The sequence below is a fragment of the Streptomyces viridochromogenes genome (genome assembly GCF_001270495.1).
Classification (GTDB): Bacteria; Actinomycetota; Actinomycetes; order Streptomycetales; family Streptomycetaceae; genus Streptomyces; species Streptomyces viridochromogenes_A.
Genome location: NZ_LGUR01000213.1, coordinates 28,862 through 44,785, shown reverse-complemented (window position 1 = coordinate 44,785; position 15,924 = coordinate 28,862). Strand labels below are relative to the sequence as shown.

At 68.7% G+C, this 15,924-nt stretch carries 17 protein-coding genes; 6 read left to right on the top strand and 11 right to left on the bottom strand.

All coding sequences use genetic code 11. The features are described 5' to 3' along the window. Positions 1-23: 23 nt before the first annotated feature. The gene (locus ADK36_RS50525) at positions 24-206 is read right to left on the bottom strand and encodes a hypothetical protein (protein ID WP_053199526.1); all 183 of its coding nucleotides are present in this window, start codon (positions 204-206) and stop codon (positions 24-26) included. Here ADK36_RS50525 and cas6e point away from each other — a divergent pair. Together cas6e and ADK36_RS28320 are read left to right on the top strand one after the other, a co-directional pair. Then, positions 141-797, top strand: a complete 657-nt coding sequence (gene cas6e, locus ADK36_RS51585; protein ID WP_425315479.1) for a type I-E CRISPR-associated protein Cas6/Cse3/CasE — start codon at positions 141-143, stop codon at positions 795-797. The genes ADK36_RS50525 and cas6e overlap by 66 nt on opposite strands. Positions 798-1,198: 401 nt before the next feature. After that, a complete protein-coding gene (locus ADK36_RS28320) occupies positions 1,199-2,275 on the top strand; it encodes a hypothetical protein (protein WP_159391211.1) in 1,077 nt (358 codons plus the stop codon). A gap of 30 nt (positions 2,276-2,305) precedes the next feature. On the opposite strand, the gene ADK36_RS28315 is transcribed toward ADK36_RS28320, so the two are convergent. The 3 genes from ADK36_RS28315 to ADK36_RS28305 form a co-directional block, all read right to left on the bottom strand. After that, positions 2,306-2,704 carry a PIN domain-containing protein gene (locus ADK36_RS28315; RefSeq protein ID WP_048584156.1) on the bottom strand — a complete coding sequence of 133 codons (399 nt, stop codon included), beginning with the start codon at positions 2,702-2,704 and terminating at the stop codon, positions 2,306-2,308. Continuing rightward, on the bottom strand, positions 2,701-2,982 hold the full coding sequence (locus tag ADK36_RS28310) for a hypothetical protein (protein WP_048584155.1): 282 nt from the start codon (positions 2,980-2,982) through the stop codon (positions 2,701-2,703). The genes ADK36_RS28315 and ADK36_RS28310 overlap by 4 nt, the downstream gene beginning before the upstream one ends. A gap of 718 nt (positions 2,983-3,700) precedes the next feature. Further along, positions 3,701-4,612: an alpha/beta fold hydrolase gene (locus ADK36_RS28305; RefSeq protein ID WP_425315333.1), complete on the bottom strand. Its 912-nt coding sequence runs from the start codon at positions 4,610-4,612 to the stop codon at positions 3,701-3,703. 114 nt (positions 4,613-4,726) lie between these two features. On the opposite strand from ADK36_RS28305, the gene ADK36_RS28300 reads away from it, so the two are divergent. Continuing rightward, positions 4,727-5,344 carry a TetR/AcrR family transcriptional regulator gene (locus ADK36_RS28300; protein WP_048584153.1) on the top strand — a complete coding sequence of 206 codons (618 nt, stop codon included), beginning with the start codon at positions 4,727-4,729 and terminating at the stop codon, positions 5,342-5,344. Between the two features lie 558 nt (positions 5,345-5,902). Here the strand turns inward: ADK36_RS28300 and ADK36_RS28295 are convergent. Further along, entirely contained in the window at positions 5,903-6,844 is a 942-nt protein-coding gene (locus ADK36_RS28295) for a TIGR03564 family F420-dependent LLM class oxidoreductase (RefSeq protein ID WP_053084719.1), read from the bottom strand. Between the two features lie 261 nt (positions 6,845-7,105). Between ADK36_RS28295 and ADK36_RS28290 the strand changes: the two genes are divergently transcribed. The 3 genes from ADK36_RS28290 to ADK36_RS28280 all read left to right on the top strand — a co-directional run bounded on the left by ADK36_RS28290 (position 7,106) and on the right by ADK36_RS28280 (position 9,568). Further along, the gene (locus tag ADK36_RS28290; protein WP_048584151.1) at positions 7,106-7,678 is read left to right on the top strand and encodes a TetR/AcrR family transcriptional regulator; all 573 of its coding nucleotides are present in this window, start codon (positions 7,106-7,108) and stop codon (positions 7,676-7,678) included. Between the two features lie 249 nt (positions 7,679-7,927). After that, positions 7,928-8,761, top strand: coding sequence for an SDR family oxidoreductase (locus tag ADK36_RS28285; RefSeq protein WP_048584150.1), 834 nt, complete (start codon positions 7,928-7,930; stop codon positions 8,759-8,761). Between the two features lie 540 nt (positions 8,762-9,301). Further along, positions 9,302-9,568 carry a PLD nuclease N-terminal domain-containing protein gene (locus ADK36_RS28280; protein ID WP_063776911.1) on the top strand — a complete coding sequence of 89 codons (267 nt, stop codon included), beginning with the start codon at positions 9,302-9,304 and terminating at the stop codon, positions 9,566-9,568. Positions 9,569-9,680: 112 nt separating this feature from the next. Here the strand turns inward: ADK36_RS28280 and ADK36_RS28275 are convergent, their stop codons facing one another. The 6 genes from ADK36_RS28275 to ADK36_RS28250 all read right to left on the bottom strand — a co-directional run bounded on the left by ADK36_RS28275 (position 9,681) and on the right by ADK36_RS28250 (position 15,836). Continuing rightward, a complete protein-coding gene (locus ADK36_RS28275) occupies positions 9,681-10,919 on the bottom strand; it encodes a sensor histidine kinase (protein ID WP_063776910.1) in 1,239 nt (412 codons plus the stop codon). A gap of 269 nt (positions 10,920-11,188) precedes the next feature. Continuing rightward, complete coding sequence (locus ADK36_RS28270; protein WP_338060797.1) at positions 11,189-12,202, bottom strand: YdcF family protein; 1,014 nt, start codon at positions 12,200-12,202, stop codon at positions 11,189-11,191. Between the two features lie 142 nt (positions 12,203-12,344). Beyond that, positions 12,345-12,992, bottom strand: coding sequence for a response regulator transcription factor (locus tag ADK36_RS28265; RefSeq protein WP_048584149.1), 648 nt, complete (start codon positions 12,990-12,992; stop codon positions 12,345-12,347). Then, positions 12,989-14,176 carry a sensor histidine kinase gene (locus ADK36_RS28260; RefSeq protein WP_053084718.1) on the bottom strand — a complete coding sequence of 396 codons (1,188 nt, stop codon included), beginning with the start codon at positions 14,174-14,176 and terminating at the stop codon, positions 12,989-12,991. The genes ADK36_RS28265 and ADK36_RS28260 overlap by 4 nt, the downstream gene beginning before the upstream one ends. Next, the gene (locus ADK36_RS28255; protein ID WP_048584148.1) at positions 14,176-14,871 is read right to left on the bottom strand and encodes an ABC transporter permease; all 696 of its coding nucleotides are present in this window, start codon (positions 14,869-14,871) and stop codon (positions 14,176-14,178) included. Before ADK36_RS28255 ends, ADK36_RS28260 begins: the two co-directional genes overlap by 1 nt. Positions 14,872-14,900: 29 nt before the next feature. Then, a complete protein-coding gene (locus tag ADK36_RS28250; protein ID WP_234329904.1) occupies positions 14,901-15,836 on the bottom strand; it encodes an ATP-binding cassette domain-containing protein in 936 nt (311 codons plus the stop codon). Between the last annotated feature and the right edge of the window lie 88 nt (positions 15,837-15,924).

Sequence of the window (15,924 nt, the reverse complement as noted above, 5' to 3'; positions counted from 1 at the left end):
TTGCTCGTCGCCCCATGGGTGGTTCACAGGAGCAGACTTTGGATGCGATCTCCAGCAGTCTTCACGAGTTGTGGCACCGGGCCAAGGCGGAGGGCTCCGTTCAGCAGACGCGGCAGCCACCCCACAGCGCCCAGCAGATCGTGTTGCACCTCAATCCTTGCAACCCACAAGTGCAGCGTGACCTCGGCGATGTCCTTCACCTCCATCAAACTGTCCGCTCCCTGTGTCCGAACGCTGCGGGGCATGTCTCACCGGACACCGGACGCGTGCTCTACCGATTGGATGGGGACCGTGGTGACGCGATCCTGCGTGTTCAGACCAGTGGGACCGTATTTCTCCGCGCCCTAACTGCCGACTACGCCCACGCAGTGGCAATTGAGCGGGTCTCTTGGTCGGAGACAGGCTTCGAGGGGCAGCAGGTGACGTTTCTCCTGGATGCGAATGCCACCAAGGCGACAGTGAGGACAGGGCAACGCGGCAAGCGCGTGGGCTTACAGACTGCTGAAGTGATCGCCTGGTGGGAACGCCAAGCCTCCCGAGCCGGGCTGGCGACTGTCGAAGTCCGCAGCCGTTCGTTGGGTCCTGTCATTGCGAGGCGCCAAGCAAGAAGCCCGACCTTTCTCCAGGCAACCCGCCTCGAAGGTCTGGCTCTGATCACTGACCCCATCGCATTGCAGAGAGCAGTCTTGTCCGGTATTGGCCGCGGACGCGCCTATGGATTAGGACTGCTCTGCCTCAGGGCAGCCGACACTGATGTATCCCTGGTACGGCACTCAGGACCGGTGAGAGCGTCCTGATCAGGTCCGAGGGCTTCGGGGCCGCGGCGTCCTACCCCGTGCGCCGTCTCCGCGGCAAAGAAGGGAGGCATAGGTAAGCACGTCTTGCCGGCGGGCAGCATCGCTTGAAGCAGCCAGGACCACCAGGCACAGAACGAAGGCGAACCAGCGGCAAGCAGCGGCTACCGCCAGCGCTGCGACCGCAGCAGTCAGCGTTCCGGCAGGCCCCAATGTCGTGATGTCGGGCACCAGACCCTCCCATTGATCGTTACGTCATCGGTCGTTGCGCGCCAGGTACGCGCGGTATTTCTCGATCCTCACTGGGCGCCGAGGGCCGTAGTCGATCTCTGCCGGAGCTGAGGCAAAACTTGGCAGAATTTGCCACTGCGCCAGGATGTGCGCATGGCCAGACTTGCCGTTCATTGGCAGAAGTTGGCAACCGGCAGGGGGGGGGGAGAACGGCCATCACGACTATCGAGCCGCCCACGCAGGCTGGACAGGCACTTCTCGATGCCCTCAGGGAGCTCCATCTGGACGCCGGCGAACCCAGCCAACGGCGCATCAGCAAGCTCATAGAGAACGGTCCCTATGACACGACCGTGAGTCGCGAGAGTGTCAGGACGGTGCTGAACGGCCGGGCGAGCCCTCGATGGCACACCGTCAAGGCAATCACCATGGCTCTGGCCGGGCTCTGCACTCCGTCCAGAGACGCAGATGCCGAAGCAGCACGGATGTTCACGCTGTGGAGCACCGCGCACGGTGGCAGGGGCTCAACCGCAGGAGTGGGAACTCAAACCAGCGACGCTGCTCCGGAAGAAGACGCGTACGAGGTAGCCGACGGTGCGTACGAGGTGCCCAAGGAAGAGATCCCCGACTTCGTGCTGGGGGTTATCGGCAATCCCTTCAGCGCGATCGAGATCGACCCGCGTCTCGCCGTTCCCCACGAACCGTTCGTCTCGGAGGAGAGCTGGATTGAGAACGGTGTGAAGATGATGTCGGTCATAGGTCCGGAGAACTTCCTTCGTCTGCTCCTCGACTCGCTCAAAGGAGATTTCACGACGTCCGACGACGGTTCCTCGCCGTACGGATATCACTTTGACCAGCACTCGGACGGGGACGGGGACGAGGGCGAGGACGAGGAGACCGAGCACGCCGAGATCGAGGCCGACGTCCTGCACGACTACCTGTCCCGGGCCATCGTCCGCCGGCTGGCGAAGGAGCCAAGCCTCCTCGCCCGTTCGATCAATGTGCTGCGAGAGACCGAGTCCGTCGTACCGGAGGTGCTGGCCAACGTCCAGGAGCTTGAATCGGATGCCGCCGTTCTCCGAGAGGCGATCACAGCATCTCCCGATACCTGGGATGACCTTTCGTACGAGAGCCATCGGCTCGTCATTTACTACCTCGTCGAGCAAGTGCGGGTCCTGGGCCCCTCCGTACCACTAGACGAACAGGTGACGATCATCTGGCGGGTCCCGGAGCCCTCCGCCGACGGCGCCTGAGCATGAGAGGTCTCCTGGGACACCCTGGGTTCAGACCTTCTCTGCGCTCACGCGTGGATGCTCGGCAGTGAGCAGCCCGACGTCTTCTACGTCGGAAGTCAGGATCGTCACCCGGCCGGGATGCTGCAGGGCGGTCGCGCACAGCATGGCGTCAATGGCGTACTTGTGTCCGTGCAGTCCCGCTGCACGGAGCAACGCGGCAGCGGATTGCGCGACGGCCTGGGTCACCGGCTCGACACTCAGGCGGGACAGAGTCCACTTCAGTGCGGCGTCGTTGATCCTCGGGTGGATCACCTCGACCAGCACCGCCGCGGAGGTGATCACGGGCAGGTCCGCGTCACGAGCCGCCGTCAGCCACTCGTGGATCTCCCGATCACGCTGCACGGCCTTCGCCAGGCCCTCGCTGTCCAGTACCAGGGCACCGCTCACGCGGCCGCCCCGGCATTGGAAGCGCCACCGGTCAGCCGGGCACGCTTGGCCGCCACGGCCTCGGGGTCGGCCGGACCGTGCACCTTGTCAAAGTCCGCGATCAGCTCGTCCAGATTGTCCCGCTCGATCTGCCGCTGGGCCGCCTTCTCCAGGTAGGCCGAGACACCCCGCTTGCCGACCCGCTCACGGATCGCCTGCAGAGTTCCGGCAGTCAGGGTGACGGAGATACCGCTGGTGGGGCCGTCGCCCGGCGGGAAGTCAACGTCGTCGCCAGTCACACCCCGAGTATGCCATTGAAAATGGCATAGCGGGCGGCAAAATGCACCACGAGACTCTGGCCGGATGACGGAGGAACCCGGCGCCAGAGGCTCGTGGGTGCTACGCAGCCGCAACGCCCCTTCAACAGCTGATCTCCGCACCGGGCTGACCGTGCGCAGGTGTCCCCTCAGCGGCCCCGACCTGCCACCCTTCCGAGATTCCGTGCCCTCCGCGTGCCCGTAAGGATGGAAAACCACGGCCAACAGCGGTGCGATCCGATCCACACGGCCATCTCGTCACCCGCTCTCTTCAAAGCCCCAGGTCAGCGGCCTGGGGCTTGTGCGTCATCGGCCATTCGCCGCCAGTTCGGGCCTGCCAGGCGTACGAAGATCGGGCACGCAAAGGGCACGAGTTCTCCGCCCACATGACGGCATCACCGCCCCGGCGCCGCCGGACGCCGCTGACCTGCGGATTCGCTGCGTTCAGCACGGCCTCCGCACCTGCGAGCACCCAGCCTGCCGTTCCCCTGGTAAACCTTGGCGAGGTCCCGGAAGCGCCAGAGGCCGCGTACGCCCAAGTCCTGCGTGACGGAGGGGACTTCGTACCGGGCTCTCCCGTCAGAGCGGCAGGCGGGATCCTTGCACCCTCGGCATGACCGCATGCGCCCTGGGTTCGGTTTCTGATGGCTTCCATGCCGCCCGCCCCGGCTGTCCGGATTGTCCGTCGGCTCGGCGGTTGTCAGTCGACGGAGGCCATGAAGTTCAGCATCCTGCGGTTCATTTCCTGCGCGTGGTCGATCTGCGGTCCGTGCCCGGTACCGGTGATGATCTCGGCACGGGCACCCGGTATCAGGCTCGGAACGCGCTCTATCTGCCGCTCGGGGTGCAGCAGGAGGCTGCGCTTGCCGAGCACCAGATAGAGCGGCGTACGGATGGTGGACAGTTCCGCCTCGGACAGGGGAAGCGGTGCCGGGCGACGGATGCGGTAGGCGCGGACGGCGGTCCTGATCATCGTGCGCAGTTCGGGCATGACCAGGACCGGTTGTTCCAGCCAGGCCGCCAGTCGCGGGCGCAGCTTTTGGGGTGCGAAGCTCGCGAAGAGGCCGGCGAAGAGCCAGACGAAGAAGCGCAGCCCCACCTTCTCCAGGCCGCCCGGGTCGAGCAGGGTGACCGAAGCGAGGCGTTCGGGCCTGCGGTGCGCCTGGTTCAGGGCGAGCCAGCCTCCGTAGGAGATGCCGACGAGGTGGACTCGTTCGAGCCCGAGCCCGGCGAGCGTCTCGTCCAGCCACTGTGCGGCCCGTTCGGGCTGGTGGATCGGCTCGCGCTGCACGCTGCGTCCGGGGTCGCCGGGGGTGTCGATGGCGTAGACGGGGCGGTCGGCGCTGAGGTCAGGGGTGTTCGGGTACCACATGGCGGAACAGGAGCCCGCTCCGTGCACCAGGACGACCGGGGTGCGGGACTGGGCCGCGGGGTCTGCGGGCCCGTAGCGGTACACGTGGGTGGTACCGAACGCGGTTTCCACGTCCTGCTCCGCCAGGGCGGGTGCGCCCAGCGCGTAGACGGCGTCGCAGGCGGCGAAGTAGCGGTCGCGCCAGGTGTCGCTCACATAGCGGCCGACGTCGGCCTGGTTACGGGCAGTGGTCTCGGACACGGCCACCTCCGGAGGGTCTCGGTTTCGTGGTACGAACGTATCACGATGTTGATACGGCTGTACCATGAAAGGGCCCGGCGCGGGCCCAGCGGACGATGAGCGGAGAACCAGCCGATGCCAAAGCGGGTGGACCATGCGGAACGGCGCACCGAGATCGCTGAGGCGCTCGTCCGGGTCGCCGGGCGACGCGGGCTGCATGCCGTGGGGATGCGCGATGTGGCAGCCGAGGCAGGCGTGTCACTGCGGCTGGTGCAGTACTACTTCGAGACCAAGGAGAAGTTGCTGCTCTTCGGACTGGAGCACCTGACCGGGAAGTTCGGGGAGCGGCTCGCCGCCCGCATCCGAGCTGCCGGGGACGGGCCGGGGCCGCGCGCGATGGTCGAGGCGCTGCTGATGACGGCGTTGCCGACCGACGAGGAGAGCCGTATCTTCCACCACCTCTACACCTCGTACGCCGTTCTGGCCGTGACCGACCGGACCCTCGCGGCCCAGCCCTTCATCAAGGACCCCGACGCAGCCGAACGTGCCCTGACCGACATCCTCCGGCAGGCGCAGGCCGCGGATCTGCTACAGCCCGGTGTGGACTCGCAGTTGACGGCGGCCGGCCTGCTCGCGATGTCCGCGGGGCTCGGCACCAGCATCCTCGTCGGTCAGCGCAGTCCCGAGTCCGCCGCCGCGGTCTTGGACGACCATCTCGACCGTATCTTCCGCTCGGTCGATGCGGCCGCTTGAGGCGGCAGTCGTTCGCGGTCCTACTTCCCGAGTGCCCCGTAGCTGCGGGCGAGTGCGTGGAACGCTTCTTTTGAGGTCGACGGAGCAAGGTGAGCGCGCATGCAAGCTCCTCTGTGTGCTCCTGCAATGGCACACCTCCGCCCAGCCCTCGCTTTTCAGTGCTCCGCAACTCCTCAACCGACGAGAGAGGCTCCAGGCGAATCCGATCGGACGGCGTGCCCACGGCGTGCCCGTAAGGCCGGTCAACCGCGGTCAACAGGGGTGCCATCATGCGCCCTCGCCTGCCACACCGGGTTACATATACCCACGTCAGAAGCCATCCGGCCGCCCAAGCGCCGTCGCTTCCCAAGCTGAGAGCGCGAGTTCGATTCTCGTCACCCGCTCCATGATGAAGCCCCAGGTCAGCGACCTGGGGCTTATTGGTTGTCTAGTCCAATTTGGGGGTGGCGTGCCCTCTGCGCGCCCTAAATCGAAGCCGGGCGCCCACCCGGAGGACCTCCAGGCCCCGGATCGAGGCCGGCAACGCCACTGGAACGGGTCGCCATGCCGCTGCCGAGGTCAGGCTGAGCGCGTCAGCTCGCCGGCGAGCTGCCAGGTGCGCAGGCGGTCTTCTTCGCGCGCGATGTCGGTGTAGGCGACGGTGATCTCGGTGGCGCCGGCCTCCATGTAGCGGCGCAGTCCGGCTGCGACCGTCGCCTCGTCGCCGATCAGTGCCAGGTCGACGGCGCGGTGTGCACCCTCCATGTCGCGGATGCGGCGGTAGGACGGGATCGAGTCATAGAAGGCCAGATGGGCGGTGGCTGCGGCCCTGGCCTGGTCGATGTCGTCGGTCACGATGGCGGGGACGGAGGCGTTCACCCGTGGAGTGGGGCGGCCGGCACGCGTGGCTGCTTCGGTTATCCGGGGAACGATGTGTTCCTCCAGGGTCCGAGGCCCGGCCAGGAAGGGCATCGTTCCGTCTGCCAACTCGCCTGCAACGCGCAGGGCCTGGGAGCCCATGGCGCCCACGATGAGCGGGATCTCCGGTTCGGCACCGAGTACCTTTGTGGGTCCGACCGGGCGCGATGTCAGGGTGCTGCCCTCGTAGGGGGTGACCTCACCGGCGAGCAGTGGCCGGAGAGCGCTGAGGTACTCGCGCAGGTGAGCGATCGGCGGCGGGTAGGGCAGGCCGTAGGCGTGTGTGAGCAGGTCCGGCGCTCCGAGGCCGATGCCGAGTTGGAAGCGGCCGTGGGTGGCCGCCTGGGCTGTCTTGGCCGCGGATGCGAGGATCTGCGGGTGTCGCGGATGCATGGGTACGACGGCGGTGCCCACGGAGATGCGGGGGACCTCGCGGCCCACGACTGCTGCGAGCACGATGGCATCGTGCGTCGCCGGCTGGTTGAACCAGACTGAGCCGATCCCCAGTTGTTCGGCTTCCCGGCCGAGTTCGGCGGCGCGGTCAGCGACGTTCTTGAGATTCTCTGTCGGCGCGAACTGGGGCATGGCTACTCCGACGCGCATGTGTTCTCCCTTGTCCTGGTGAGCGACGCGCTCGTCATTACTGGGCCTCAATCGGTGGGAATGTGCTGGTGAAGTGATGAAACGGCGGGCCCGCAACCGGGCATGGCGGTCCGGCTGACGACCGTGCGCGTTGCCGGGCTCCAGCCGGACGCACCGGTCACGAAGATGCGCATGAGAGAGGACCCCTGACCACTGATGTCAGTCACTGTCATCGGACTCTAACACCTGATGTCAGTCACTGTCATCGCGTAGGATCCAGGCATGGGCAGATGGGAGCCGAACGCATGCGGTCGCCTGGCGCAAGCGGCGTTGGAGCTGTTCGGTGAGCGCGGCTACGAACAGACCACGGTGGCGGAGATCGCCAAGCGGGCGGGCCTCACCGAGCGGACGTACTTCCGGCACTACGCCGACAAGTGCGAGGTGATGTTCGGTAAATCCGGCGTGCTGCAGGAGCAGTTCGTGACCGCGGTAGCCGAGGCACCGCAGTCCATGGCGCCTATCGACGCCGTAGCGGCGGGACTTGAGGCGGTCGCCCAGGCGTTCGCCGACCGCCGCGAGTACCGGCAGCGCCAGGCCGTCATCGCGGCGAACGCGGAACTCCAGGAGCGCGAACTGACCAAGTACGCCTCGATGTCAGCCGCGATCGCCGACGCCCTGCGCCGACGCGGCGTCGCCGAGCCGTCCGCGACCCTGACCGCCGAGGCGGGGATCGCCGTCTTCAAGGTCGGCTTCCAGCTCTGGCTCTCGGCCTCCGAGGAACGCGAAATCTCCCAGGTGATGCGGGAATCGCTTGACGAGCTCAAGGCCGTGACCGCGCGCGGCGTGCCTGGATGAGAGAGCCGCAGTGCTCGTAGGCGATCAGCAATCGTCTGATCGTGGCCTCGATGGTCCGGCCTCTTCCGCCGGGGAGCGCGCCTTCCTCGACGCCCTGCGCCGGGCGGGAGCACTGGCACGGCTCACCCGCGTCCGCGGCGGTCACCTTTTTCCGCTGCGCTGTCCCCGGGGCTTCGTGGATCTGGTAGGGCGAGCACACCAGGACTTGGCGGACCAACAGTGACGGCGCGCGGCGGAGAGGTGCATCCCATGAAGGCGACCACAGCAAGCGGCGGTTCTCTGGAGCTCGGCTCGGCTCATGCGATCGTGACCGGCGGGTCGAGCGGCATCGGGCTGGCCACGGCCCGGCTGCTCGCGGGCCGCGGGGCGAAGGTGTCGCTGATAGCGCGGGGAAAGGAGCGGCTGGAGGCGGCGGCCAAGGAGGTGGGGGCCGCGGCCAGGGTGGCTGACGTCGCCGACCGGGCGGCCGTCACCCGTGCCGTGGCCGAACTGGAGCAGGAGCAGGGACGGCCCTGTGACGTGCTGGTCGCCTCGGCCGGGCTGGCCCGCCCCGGGCACTTCCTGGAACTGCAGGACGATGTGTTCCGGCAGATGATCGACGTCGACTACTTCGGCACGCTCCACGCACTGCGGGCCGTCGTCCCCGGCATGGTGGAGCGTGGACAGGGCAGCGTGGTCGCGGTGTCGTCCGCGGCCGGCCTCATCGGGATCTACGGCTACAGCGCCTACGGACCGGCGAAGTTCGCCGTACGGGGACTGATGGAGTCGCTGCGGGCGGAGCTCACACCGCGCGGTCTGCACGTGGGGGTGGTGTTCCCGCCGGACGTGGACACCCCGCAACTGGCTGAGGAGAACCGGTGGAAGCCGCCCGAGACCCGGGCGATCGGCGGCACCATCGCACCTATCCCGGCCGAGCGGGTCGCCGAGGCGATCATGGTCGGCATCGACCGACGGCGCTTCCTGATCTGCCCGGACATCGGCACTTGGGCGCTGGCACGGTTCGGCAGTGTGCTGATGCCTCTGCTGAACCGGGCGTTCGACCGCAGGGTGAGGAAGGCTCGGGAGGCAGACGACAACGCTTGACCCTTCCGGGAACGACCGCCGGACTCGATCAAGTACCAGTGGTCCAGAAGCGGGACCACCGGCGACGGATACACGTTCTTCGACCGCGTCGACGGCGCCACCGGGCGAGGTTGTGCCGCCGTCCCGCCCGGGCGGCCCCAGAACCTGCGCCCCTACCGTGCCGCACCCGTCACCCGGTATACCGCCGAGGTCCCCCGTATCACCGGCAGACGGTCATCTTCCGCAGGGCGCGGAGGGCGCCGATGTGCCGCTGGTCCTGGCGATCGCGGTGTGCGTGGACCGGCTGTCCGTCGAGGAACACGAGAGTAACGAGACCTACGCGGGCGAGGACTGACCCCTGCATTGCGGCCCTGCACCGCGGACTTGACGCTGCCTTGGTGACGTGTGGGCGCTCCTCATGGGGCAGCAGGCCGTCTGTGTACCACTTCTGGATTACCTCGGCAAGATCAAAAGTAGGACGCCGTCAGCCTCCCGCAGCAGCCACTATCGCTGCACCTGATCGGTGAAATCCGATCATCCCCACCTTGAGAGGAACACAGGATGCAGACGCAGCTTGTACACCACATGACCCTTGCCGCCACCAGCGAAGAAGTGGCCGGCGCGGCGGTGACTTTTGCGTTCATTCTCTGTGGCTTTGCCGCCATTGTGTTGTTCATCAGCGCACTGGTCAGCATCCTCAGGTCCCGCCTTGCCGGGGGGATGAAGCTGGTCTGGATCGCTTTCGCCTTCGCGGCCCCCTTCCTCGGTTCCCTGTGCTGGTTCGTCATCGGCCGTAAGGACTCCCGACGCCGGCCAGGCGTCGCCTGACACCGAGAGCGGGCGCGAAGGGCACTCGCCGAGCAGCCCTCGCGCTCACCGCGCACCGTACTCGCGGACCTCGTCGCAGCCGTCCGTCACGGTGCGGGCACAGGGGCTCGGATCAGCCGTAAGCGATGCGGACGCCGGCGGTGCCCGCACCGCCGGCGCCGGGGTCGGCCTCAAGTGCTGGATTGCCCGCTGTGGCCGGGAGTACGGCGGTGACCTGCCAGCCTCGGTCGGGGCGTGGCCCGGTGCGCAGTTCGCCGCCGAGCGCGGTGACGCGTTCGGTGAGGCCGACCAGTCCGAAGCCGCCGCCACGGGCCGCGGCAGGCAGCGCCGTACCGCCCTTCCCGTCGTCGACCACGGTCACCTCAAGGGCCTGGCTGCCGTAGGTGAGGCGGACGGCGACCTCGGTGGCGTCGGCGGCGTGGCGGCGGATGTTGGTGAGGGCCTCCTGCACGACGCGGTAGGCGGCGACCTGGACGTCGTAGGGAAGATCGTCGGGAACCGACTCGTCGCGGTGGAGCACCGCTTGCGGGCCTATCGGCCCGCCGAAGCCCTCGACGAGTTCCGGAAGGGATGCCAGCGTGCCCACGCGGCGATCGGCGGCCGCCTTTCCCTCGGCCGTCTCCTCAAGGCTGTCGCGCAGGAACCCGACGGTGCGGCGCATGGAGGCGAGCGCTTCCGTGGCGCCGTGCACGACACCCTCCAGGAGCATCTCCAACTGCGCCGGATCGGTGGTGCGGATCATCTGTGCCATGCGGGCCTGCATCAGGATGCCGGTGACGTGGTGGGCCACGAAGTCGTGCAGGTCCGCCGCCATCGCCAGGCGCTCGGCGCGCTGGGTCGCGGCGACGGCGGCACGGCGGCGTTTGGCCAGGGCGCGCAGATAGCCTCCGAGTGCCGCCATGCCAGCGCCTGCGAAGACGCCGACGGGGCCGCCCCCGACGAGGAGCGCGACGCCGACGAGGAGGGAGCACCCGACCACCCACCGGGGACGGCAGTCGCGGACCGCGATCAGTTGCAGACCCGACAGGGCGCCGGGCACTGTGAAGGGCAGATCGTCTCCCTGCGCGACATCGATCACCATCAGGACCCACGTGATCAAGGCGAGGCCGGCGGGCACGGCGGTGCGCAGTTCGGCGGTGAACCAGGCCGGCCGCTTGGCGACCGGCCATGCGAGGGCGACCAGGCAGACCGGCAGCACGAGCAGGTCCCACCACAGGCTGACGTGGTAGTGCCAGACCTGTTCCTGCTCCCAGTAGGCCGCGAACACCAGCATGGCGACCACGGTGGCTCTCAGGACGCCGCGCCCGCGGATGGGGCGGGCGGCGAGGTCATCGGCAGGGGGCTGCGTCATCACACGTCACCTCGGTGCACGGTGGGCAGGTCCGCCGGAGCGGTGGCGGCCGGACCCGGCCGTCGGCCGGACGGCGCGCATTATGCCCGACCGTGTCCGAGGGGTGACGGCCTGGATCACCATGTGGCGATCGTGCGGGTATCCATGCAGGTCAAGCAGCGTCCGTGGTTTCTGCCCGCAGCTGCGTCGTGCGGCCCGCGGAGGGCGCATCGACCTGGCACTGGATGTCACCTGTGCTCGGCCGACGCGTCCGTAAACGGAGGACGGGTTCACAGGGCGAGCACCACGCCGATGACGGCCAGCAGCGCGCAGATGCCGAGATTCAGCACCCGATGGGACAGGAAGACGGCCACGAATTCACGGATCGTCGCGCTGGGCCAGAAGTACCGGGCCGTCGGAGAGCCGATGACCTGTGCCATGACCTTCTCCTTGCGCGCGATCTGCGCGGCGCGCATGACATGGAAGTTGTTGGTCACCACCAGGGCCCGGTAGTCGGCTTTGCGGTCCTGCATCAGCGCCTTGCTGAACCGCAGGTTCTCCTGGGTGGTGCGGGACTTGTCCTCGATGAGGATCCGGTCGGCCGGTACGCCGGCCGCGATGAGGTAGTCGGCCATCGCGTGCGCTTCGGGGAGGTCCTCGTCCGGCCCCTGGCCGCCGGACGTCAGCAGCATCGGATCTCGGCCCTTGGCCCGTTCGGCGTCGAAGGCGGTACGTCCCCGCTCCAGCCGGGCGGCCAGCAGCGGGGGGACACGCGAGCCTCCGACCAGCCCGGAACCGAGGACGACGACGAAGTCGACGGCGTGGCGACCCCGGTGCCCGATCCTGCCGTAGACGAAGGAGTAGAGCAGGAAGCACGTGAAGAGAAACGAGACATAGCTGAGGACGCCCGTCACCGGGGCCATCACCAACTCCAGCGGCTTCCAGCCGGTGTCGTCGGCCAGCACCTGTAGCCCGAGGAACAGGATGATGCCGACGCCTGCCGCCAGCGACAGCAGGTTCGCCAGGCTCCTGCCCTCACGGCGCAGCATCGTCACCCCGTTGACGATCAGGAAGACGGCGAGCACGAGCATCATCGGGGGCAGGAGGAGGAAGGGGACAGCGAACAGGGCCCCGGCCGCCCTCACCGACACCTGCAGCACTTCCCCCACCAGCCCCACGAACAGGAAGAGGAGCGCGAAGAACAGGTAGACGCCGTTGCGTATGAGTCTTCGGTCGTACGCGAAGCCGCAGGCGAAGATCAGGAAGAAGACGCCTGCGGGAGTGAACAGAACCAGGTGCACCACTGTGCCGGCCCCTTGTACGTCATTGATCGTGCCGGAGGTCTCCGGCCGAAGGAGGGAGGAAAGGGAGAGGGGAAGGAAGAGGTGAGGAGGAGAGATGTCCCGTGGCAGCCGGGAGACACCGGCCGCGCCTGCCCGTTGCGGGTCAGGCTTCGCCCGCCTGGTGGACGAGGATGGCGATCTGGGTGCGGTTCTCCAGGTCCAGCTTGGTGATGATCCGGCTGATGTGGACCTTCACGGTGGCCTCGCTCATGTGGAGCGTGCGGGCGATCTCCGCGTTGGCGGCTCCGGTGGCCACAGCGGCGGCGACCTCGCGTTCCCGGCCGGTGAGCCGGGACAACTTCCCCTTGGCCTCGGACACTTTGCTGCCTGCTCCGGTGGCGAACCGGGTCAGCAGCCGTTTGGTGACGGCCGGGGCGAGGATCGCCTCGCCCTTGGCCACGACCTCGACGGCCCGGGCGATCTCGTCCGGCGGGGCGTCCTTGAGCAGGAACCCCGCGGCACCCGCCTGCAGGGCCAGGTACACGTACTCCTCCAGGTCGAAGGTGGTCAGCACCAACACCTCGGGCGGAGAGGCCAGCGCGCGTACCCGGCGGGTGACTTCCAGGCCGTCCACGACGGGCATGCGGATGTCGGTCAGCAGCACGTCGGGCCGGTGGGCCTGCACGAGCTCGACCGCGCGGGTGCCGTCCGCGTCCTCCGCGACAATTTCGGCGGTCCCGGTGCTCTGCAGGATCATCCGCAGCCCGGCACGTACCAGCGGCTCGTCGTCCAGCAGTACGACTCGGATCATGACGGGTACCTCGGCAGGCTCGCGGTGACCAGGAAGCCTCCCCCGGGGCGGGGGCCGGCGGTCATCCTGCCACCCGCGAGCTTCACTCGCTCGCGCAGCCCCAGTAGTCCGAATCCGGTTCCGGCCGCGGCCGCCGACGGGCACGCTGCGGGTGAGCTGCGTACCGAGACGGTGACCTGCTCGTCCGACACCCCGAGGGTCACGTCCACTTCGGCGCCGGGCGCGTGCCTCGCCGCGTTGGCCAGGGACTCCTCCACCAGCCGGTACAGGGCGCGCTCGGTCGTGCCGGGCAGCTCGGGCAGTTCGCCGGGCAGGCCGACGCGTATCCGGCGGCCGGAGCGGGACGCGTCCTCGACCAGTCGGCGTACCCCCTGAACGGTCGGTACAGGGTGCAGCGGCACGTCCTCGTCCCCCTTGCCGAGCACGCCGACGAGCTTGCGCAGCTCCTTCAGCGCCGTCGCTCCGGCGGTCCGTATCGCGGTCGCGGCCTCTAGTGCGGCGGCGTCGCCGGAGGTCATCTCCAAGGCGCCCGCAAGCAGGGTCATCTGACTGATCCGGTGGGCCACCACGTCGTTCAACTCCCGTGCGATACGGGCGCGTTCCTCGCAGACCGCCCGCGCGGCCAGCAGCCTCCGCTCGCGCTCGGCCTGCTCGGCACGCTCGCGCAGCGAGGCGAGGAGCTGCGAGCGTTGCCGCAGCCACAGTCCGAGCACCACCGGGGCACCGACCGCGGTGACCGCGACGCCCGCCATGACCGGCAGGCCGAGCCCCAAGGGCCAGGTGCTCCACGGCGCGACCACCACCACGCCGCTGACGACGGCGGTCACCCAGGTCACGGCGGAGGACCCGTACCGCCTCGCCACCGTCCAGCAGGCCACCGGCACCGCGCACAGGGTGCCCACGAGCACCCAGCCCAGCAGCCCGGCCGACGCCGCGGTGAGGGGCAGGCGGCGGCGCAGGACGATCACACACGCCACGGCGAGAGGCACCACGGTCCGTCCGCCGGACAGCAGCCCGAACCCCGAGCCGCGGGCCATCGCCACGCCGAGGGCCGCCACGACCGCCCCCACTGCCCCGTCCCCGAGCCACACCATCAGGGAGTCCCCGCCCCACCAGGGGCGGGGGGTCCCGTCGCCGCGGCTCGCCGCGATCGCGGCGCCCCCGGGCTGTCCGGCGGACGGCATCACACGTCCCGCCGCGCCAGCACCGTACCCGCACCGACGACGACCAGCGCGGCCAGCGCCGTCAGGGGCAGCGGCGACTGCCACTTGAAGGCGTCCACCAGCGACGCGGCGGAGAAGAACGGCGCCATCCACCACTCTTTCAGCTTCAGCACGTTCGACAGGAGGCCCTCCACCACGGTCGGCACGGCGAGCATCACGATCATGGCCACGGTCGCGTTGCGGGTCAGCGCCGCGAGGCCGAGCCCGACGAGAAAACTCAGCACCCCGTAGACGACCACCGCGGCCAGCACCTGCCCGATGCGCGCCCAGTCGTCCGGCGCGCCACCCCGCAGCACCTGGGCCAGCAGTGTCACCCCCACCAGCAGAACGCCGGTGACGGCGGCGAGGAGAGCGGAGATCACGGCCTTCGACGCCATCACCACCGGGCGGGACCTCAGCGTCAGGATCGTGGTCGTGATGGTCCGGTAGCGGTACTCGTGACCGAACGCACCCACCACGATCGCCATCGGGAACAGCAGGACCAGGGGCAGCGTCGTGTTGAACGAGCCGACGAAACGCCAGAGCCGAGTCTGGTCGCTGTGGCCGGCCGCCATGTAGGCCACGAGGAACTGCACGGCCGCACCGGCGGCCAGGAGTATCCAGGTGGAGCGGAGGGTCCGGATCCGGATCAGTTCGTAGCGAAGCGCGTTGAGCATGACGGTTCTCTCTTCGAAGTCGGTGGCGGTCAGTTGCTGCCCTGCGGTGCGTGCGCCTTGTAGGCGGTCACGTCGGAGGTGGCCTTGAAGAACGCCTCCTCCAGGTCCGCCCGCACGGCGGAGAGTTCGAGCAGGGTCACCCCCGCGCTCCTGGCCGCGGCGGCCACGTCGTCGGTGGTGGCCTTCACCACGGTGATCCGGCCGTCCTGCCCCTGCGACGCCTCGAACCCGGCCGCCCACAGCGTCCGCAGCAACTCCTCGGGCCGGTCGGCGCGGGTGATCACCTCCTTGCGGGAGTGACGGGCGATGAAGTCGTCGGCCGACTCGGCGGCGATCAGCCTGCCCCCGCCCAGCACGATCAGGGAGTCGGCGAGCACCGCCATCTCGTTGAGCAGATGGGAGGAGACCAGCACCGCCCGGCCCTCCCCGGCGAACACCTTCAGCAGATCCCGCAGCCACCGGATGCCCTCGGGGTCCAGTCCGTTCGCGGGCTCGTCCAGCATGATCGCCGCCGGGTCGCCGAGCAGGGCGGCGGCAAGCCCGAGCCGCTGCCGCATCCCGAGCGAGAAACCCCCGGCCCGCCGGTTGGCGGCCGACCCCAGGCCGACCATCTCCAGCACCTCGTCCACCCGTCGGCGCGGCAGACCCGCTCCCGCGGCGATCATCCGCAGATGCGCCCGCGCCGTCCGACCGGGGTGGACGGCCCCCGCGTCCAGCAGCACACCGACCGTCTGTGTCGGGTGCTCCAACTCCGCGTAGGTGCGGCCGTCGAACGTGGTGCGGCCCTCTCCATGGTCGAGGCCCAGCATGAGCCGCATCGTGGTCGACTTGCCCGCACCGTTCGGCCCCAGGAACCCGGTCACCACACCCGGTTCCACCGTGAACGACACGTCGTCGACGGCTGTCACCTGCCCGTACCGCCTGGTCAACCCCTGCGCGACGATCATCCTGATCTGTCCCCTCACGAATCCCGGCACCACCTCGGCACCGGCAGGGCACCAGACTCGTCACAGCGGGCCGGTCAACCGTCCGCCATCCGGCCAAAGCCGCGTA

What these genes read in the sequence shown, in the direction of transcription:
- ADK36_RS28255 (WP_048584148.1), bottom strand. Translation starts at nt 14,871, where the DNA reads ATGCTCAACGCGCTTCGCTACGAACTGATCCGGATCCGGACCCTCCGC.
- ADK36_RS28300 (WP_048584153.1), top strand. Translation starts at nt 4,727, where the DNA reads ATGCCAAAGCGGGTGGACCATGCGGAACGGCGCACCGAGATCGCTGAG.
- ADK36_RS28275 (WP_063776910.1), bottom strand. Translation starts at nt 10,919, where the DNA reads ATGACGCAGCCCCCTGCCGATGACCTCGCCGCCCGCCCCATCCGCGGG.
- ADK36_RS28260 (WP_053084718.1), bottom strand. Translation starts at nt 14,176, where the DNA reads ATGCCGTCCGCCGGACAGCCCGGGGGCGCCGCGATCGCGGCGAGCCGC.
- ADK36_RS28290 (WP_048584151.1), top strand. Translation starts at nt 7,106, where the DNA reads ATGGGCAGATGGGAGCCGAACGCATGCGGTCGCCTGGCGCAAGCGGCG.
- ADK36_RS50525 (WP_053199526.1), bottom strand. Translation starts at nt 206, where the DNA reads ATGGAGGTGAAGGACATCGCCGAGGTCACGCTGCACTTGTGGGTTGCA.
- ADK36_RS28280 (WP_063776911.1), top strand. Translation starts at nt 9,302, where the DNA reads ATGCAGACGCAGCTTGTACACCACATGACCCTTGCCGCCACCAGCGAA.
- ADK36_RS28285 (WP_048584150.1), top strand. Translation starts at nt 7,928, where the DNA reads ATGAAGGCGACCACAGCAAGCGGCGGTTCTCTGGAGCTCGGCTCGGCT.
- ADK36_RS28265 (WP_048584149.1), bottom strand. Translation starts at nt 12,992, where the DNA reads ATGATCCGAGTCGTACTGCTGGACGACGAGCCGCTGGTACGTGCCGGG.
- ADK36_RS28295 (WP_053084719.1), bottom strand. Translation starts at nt 6,844, where the DNA reads ATGCGCGTCGGAGTAGCCATGCCCCAGTTCGCGCCGACAGAGAATCTC.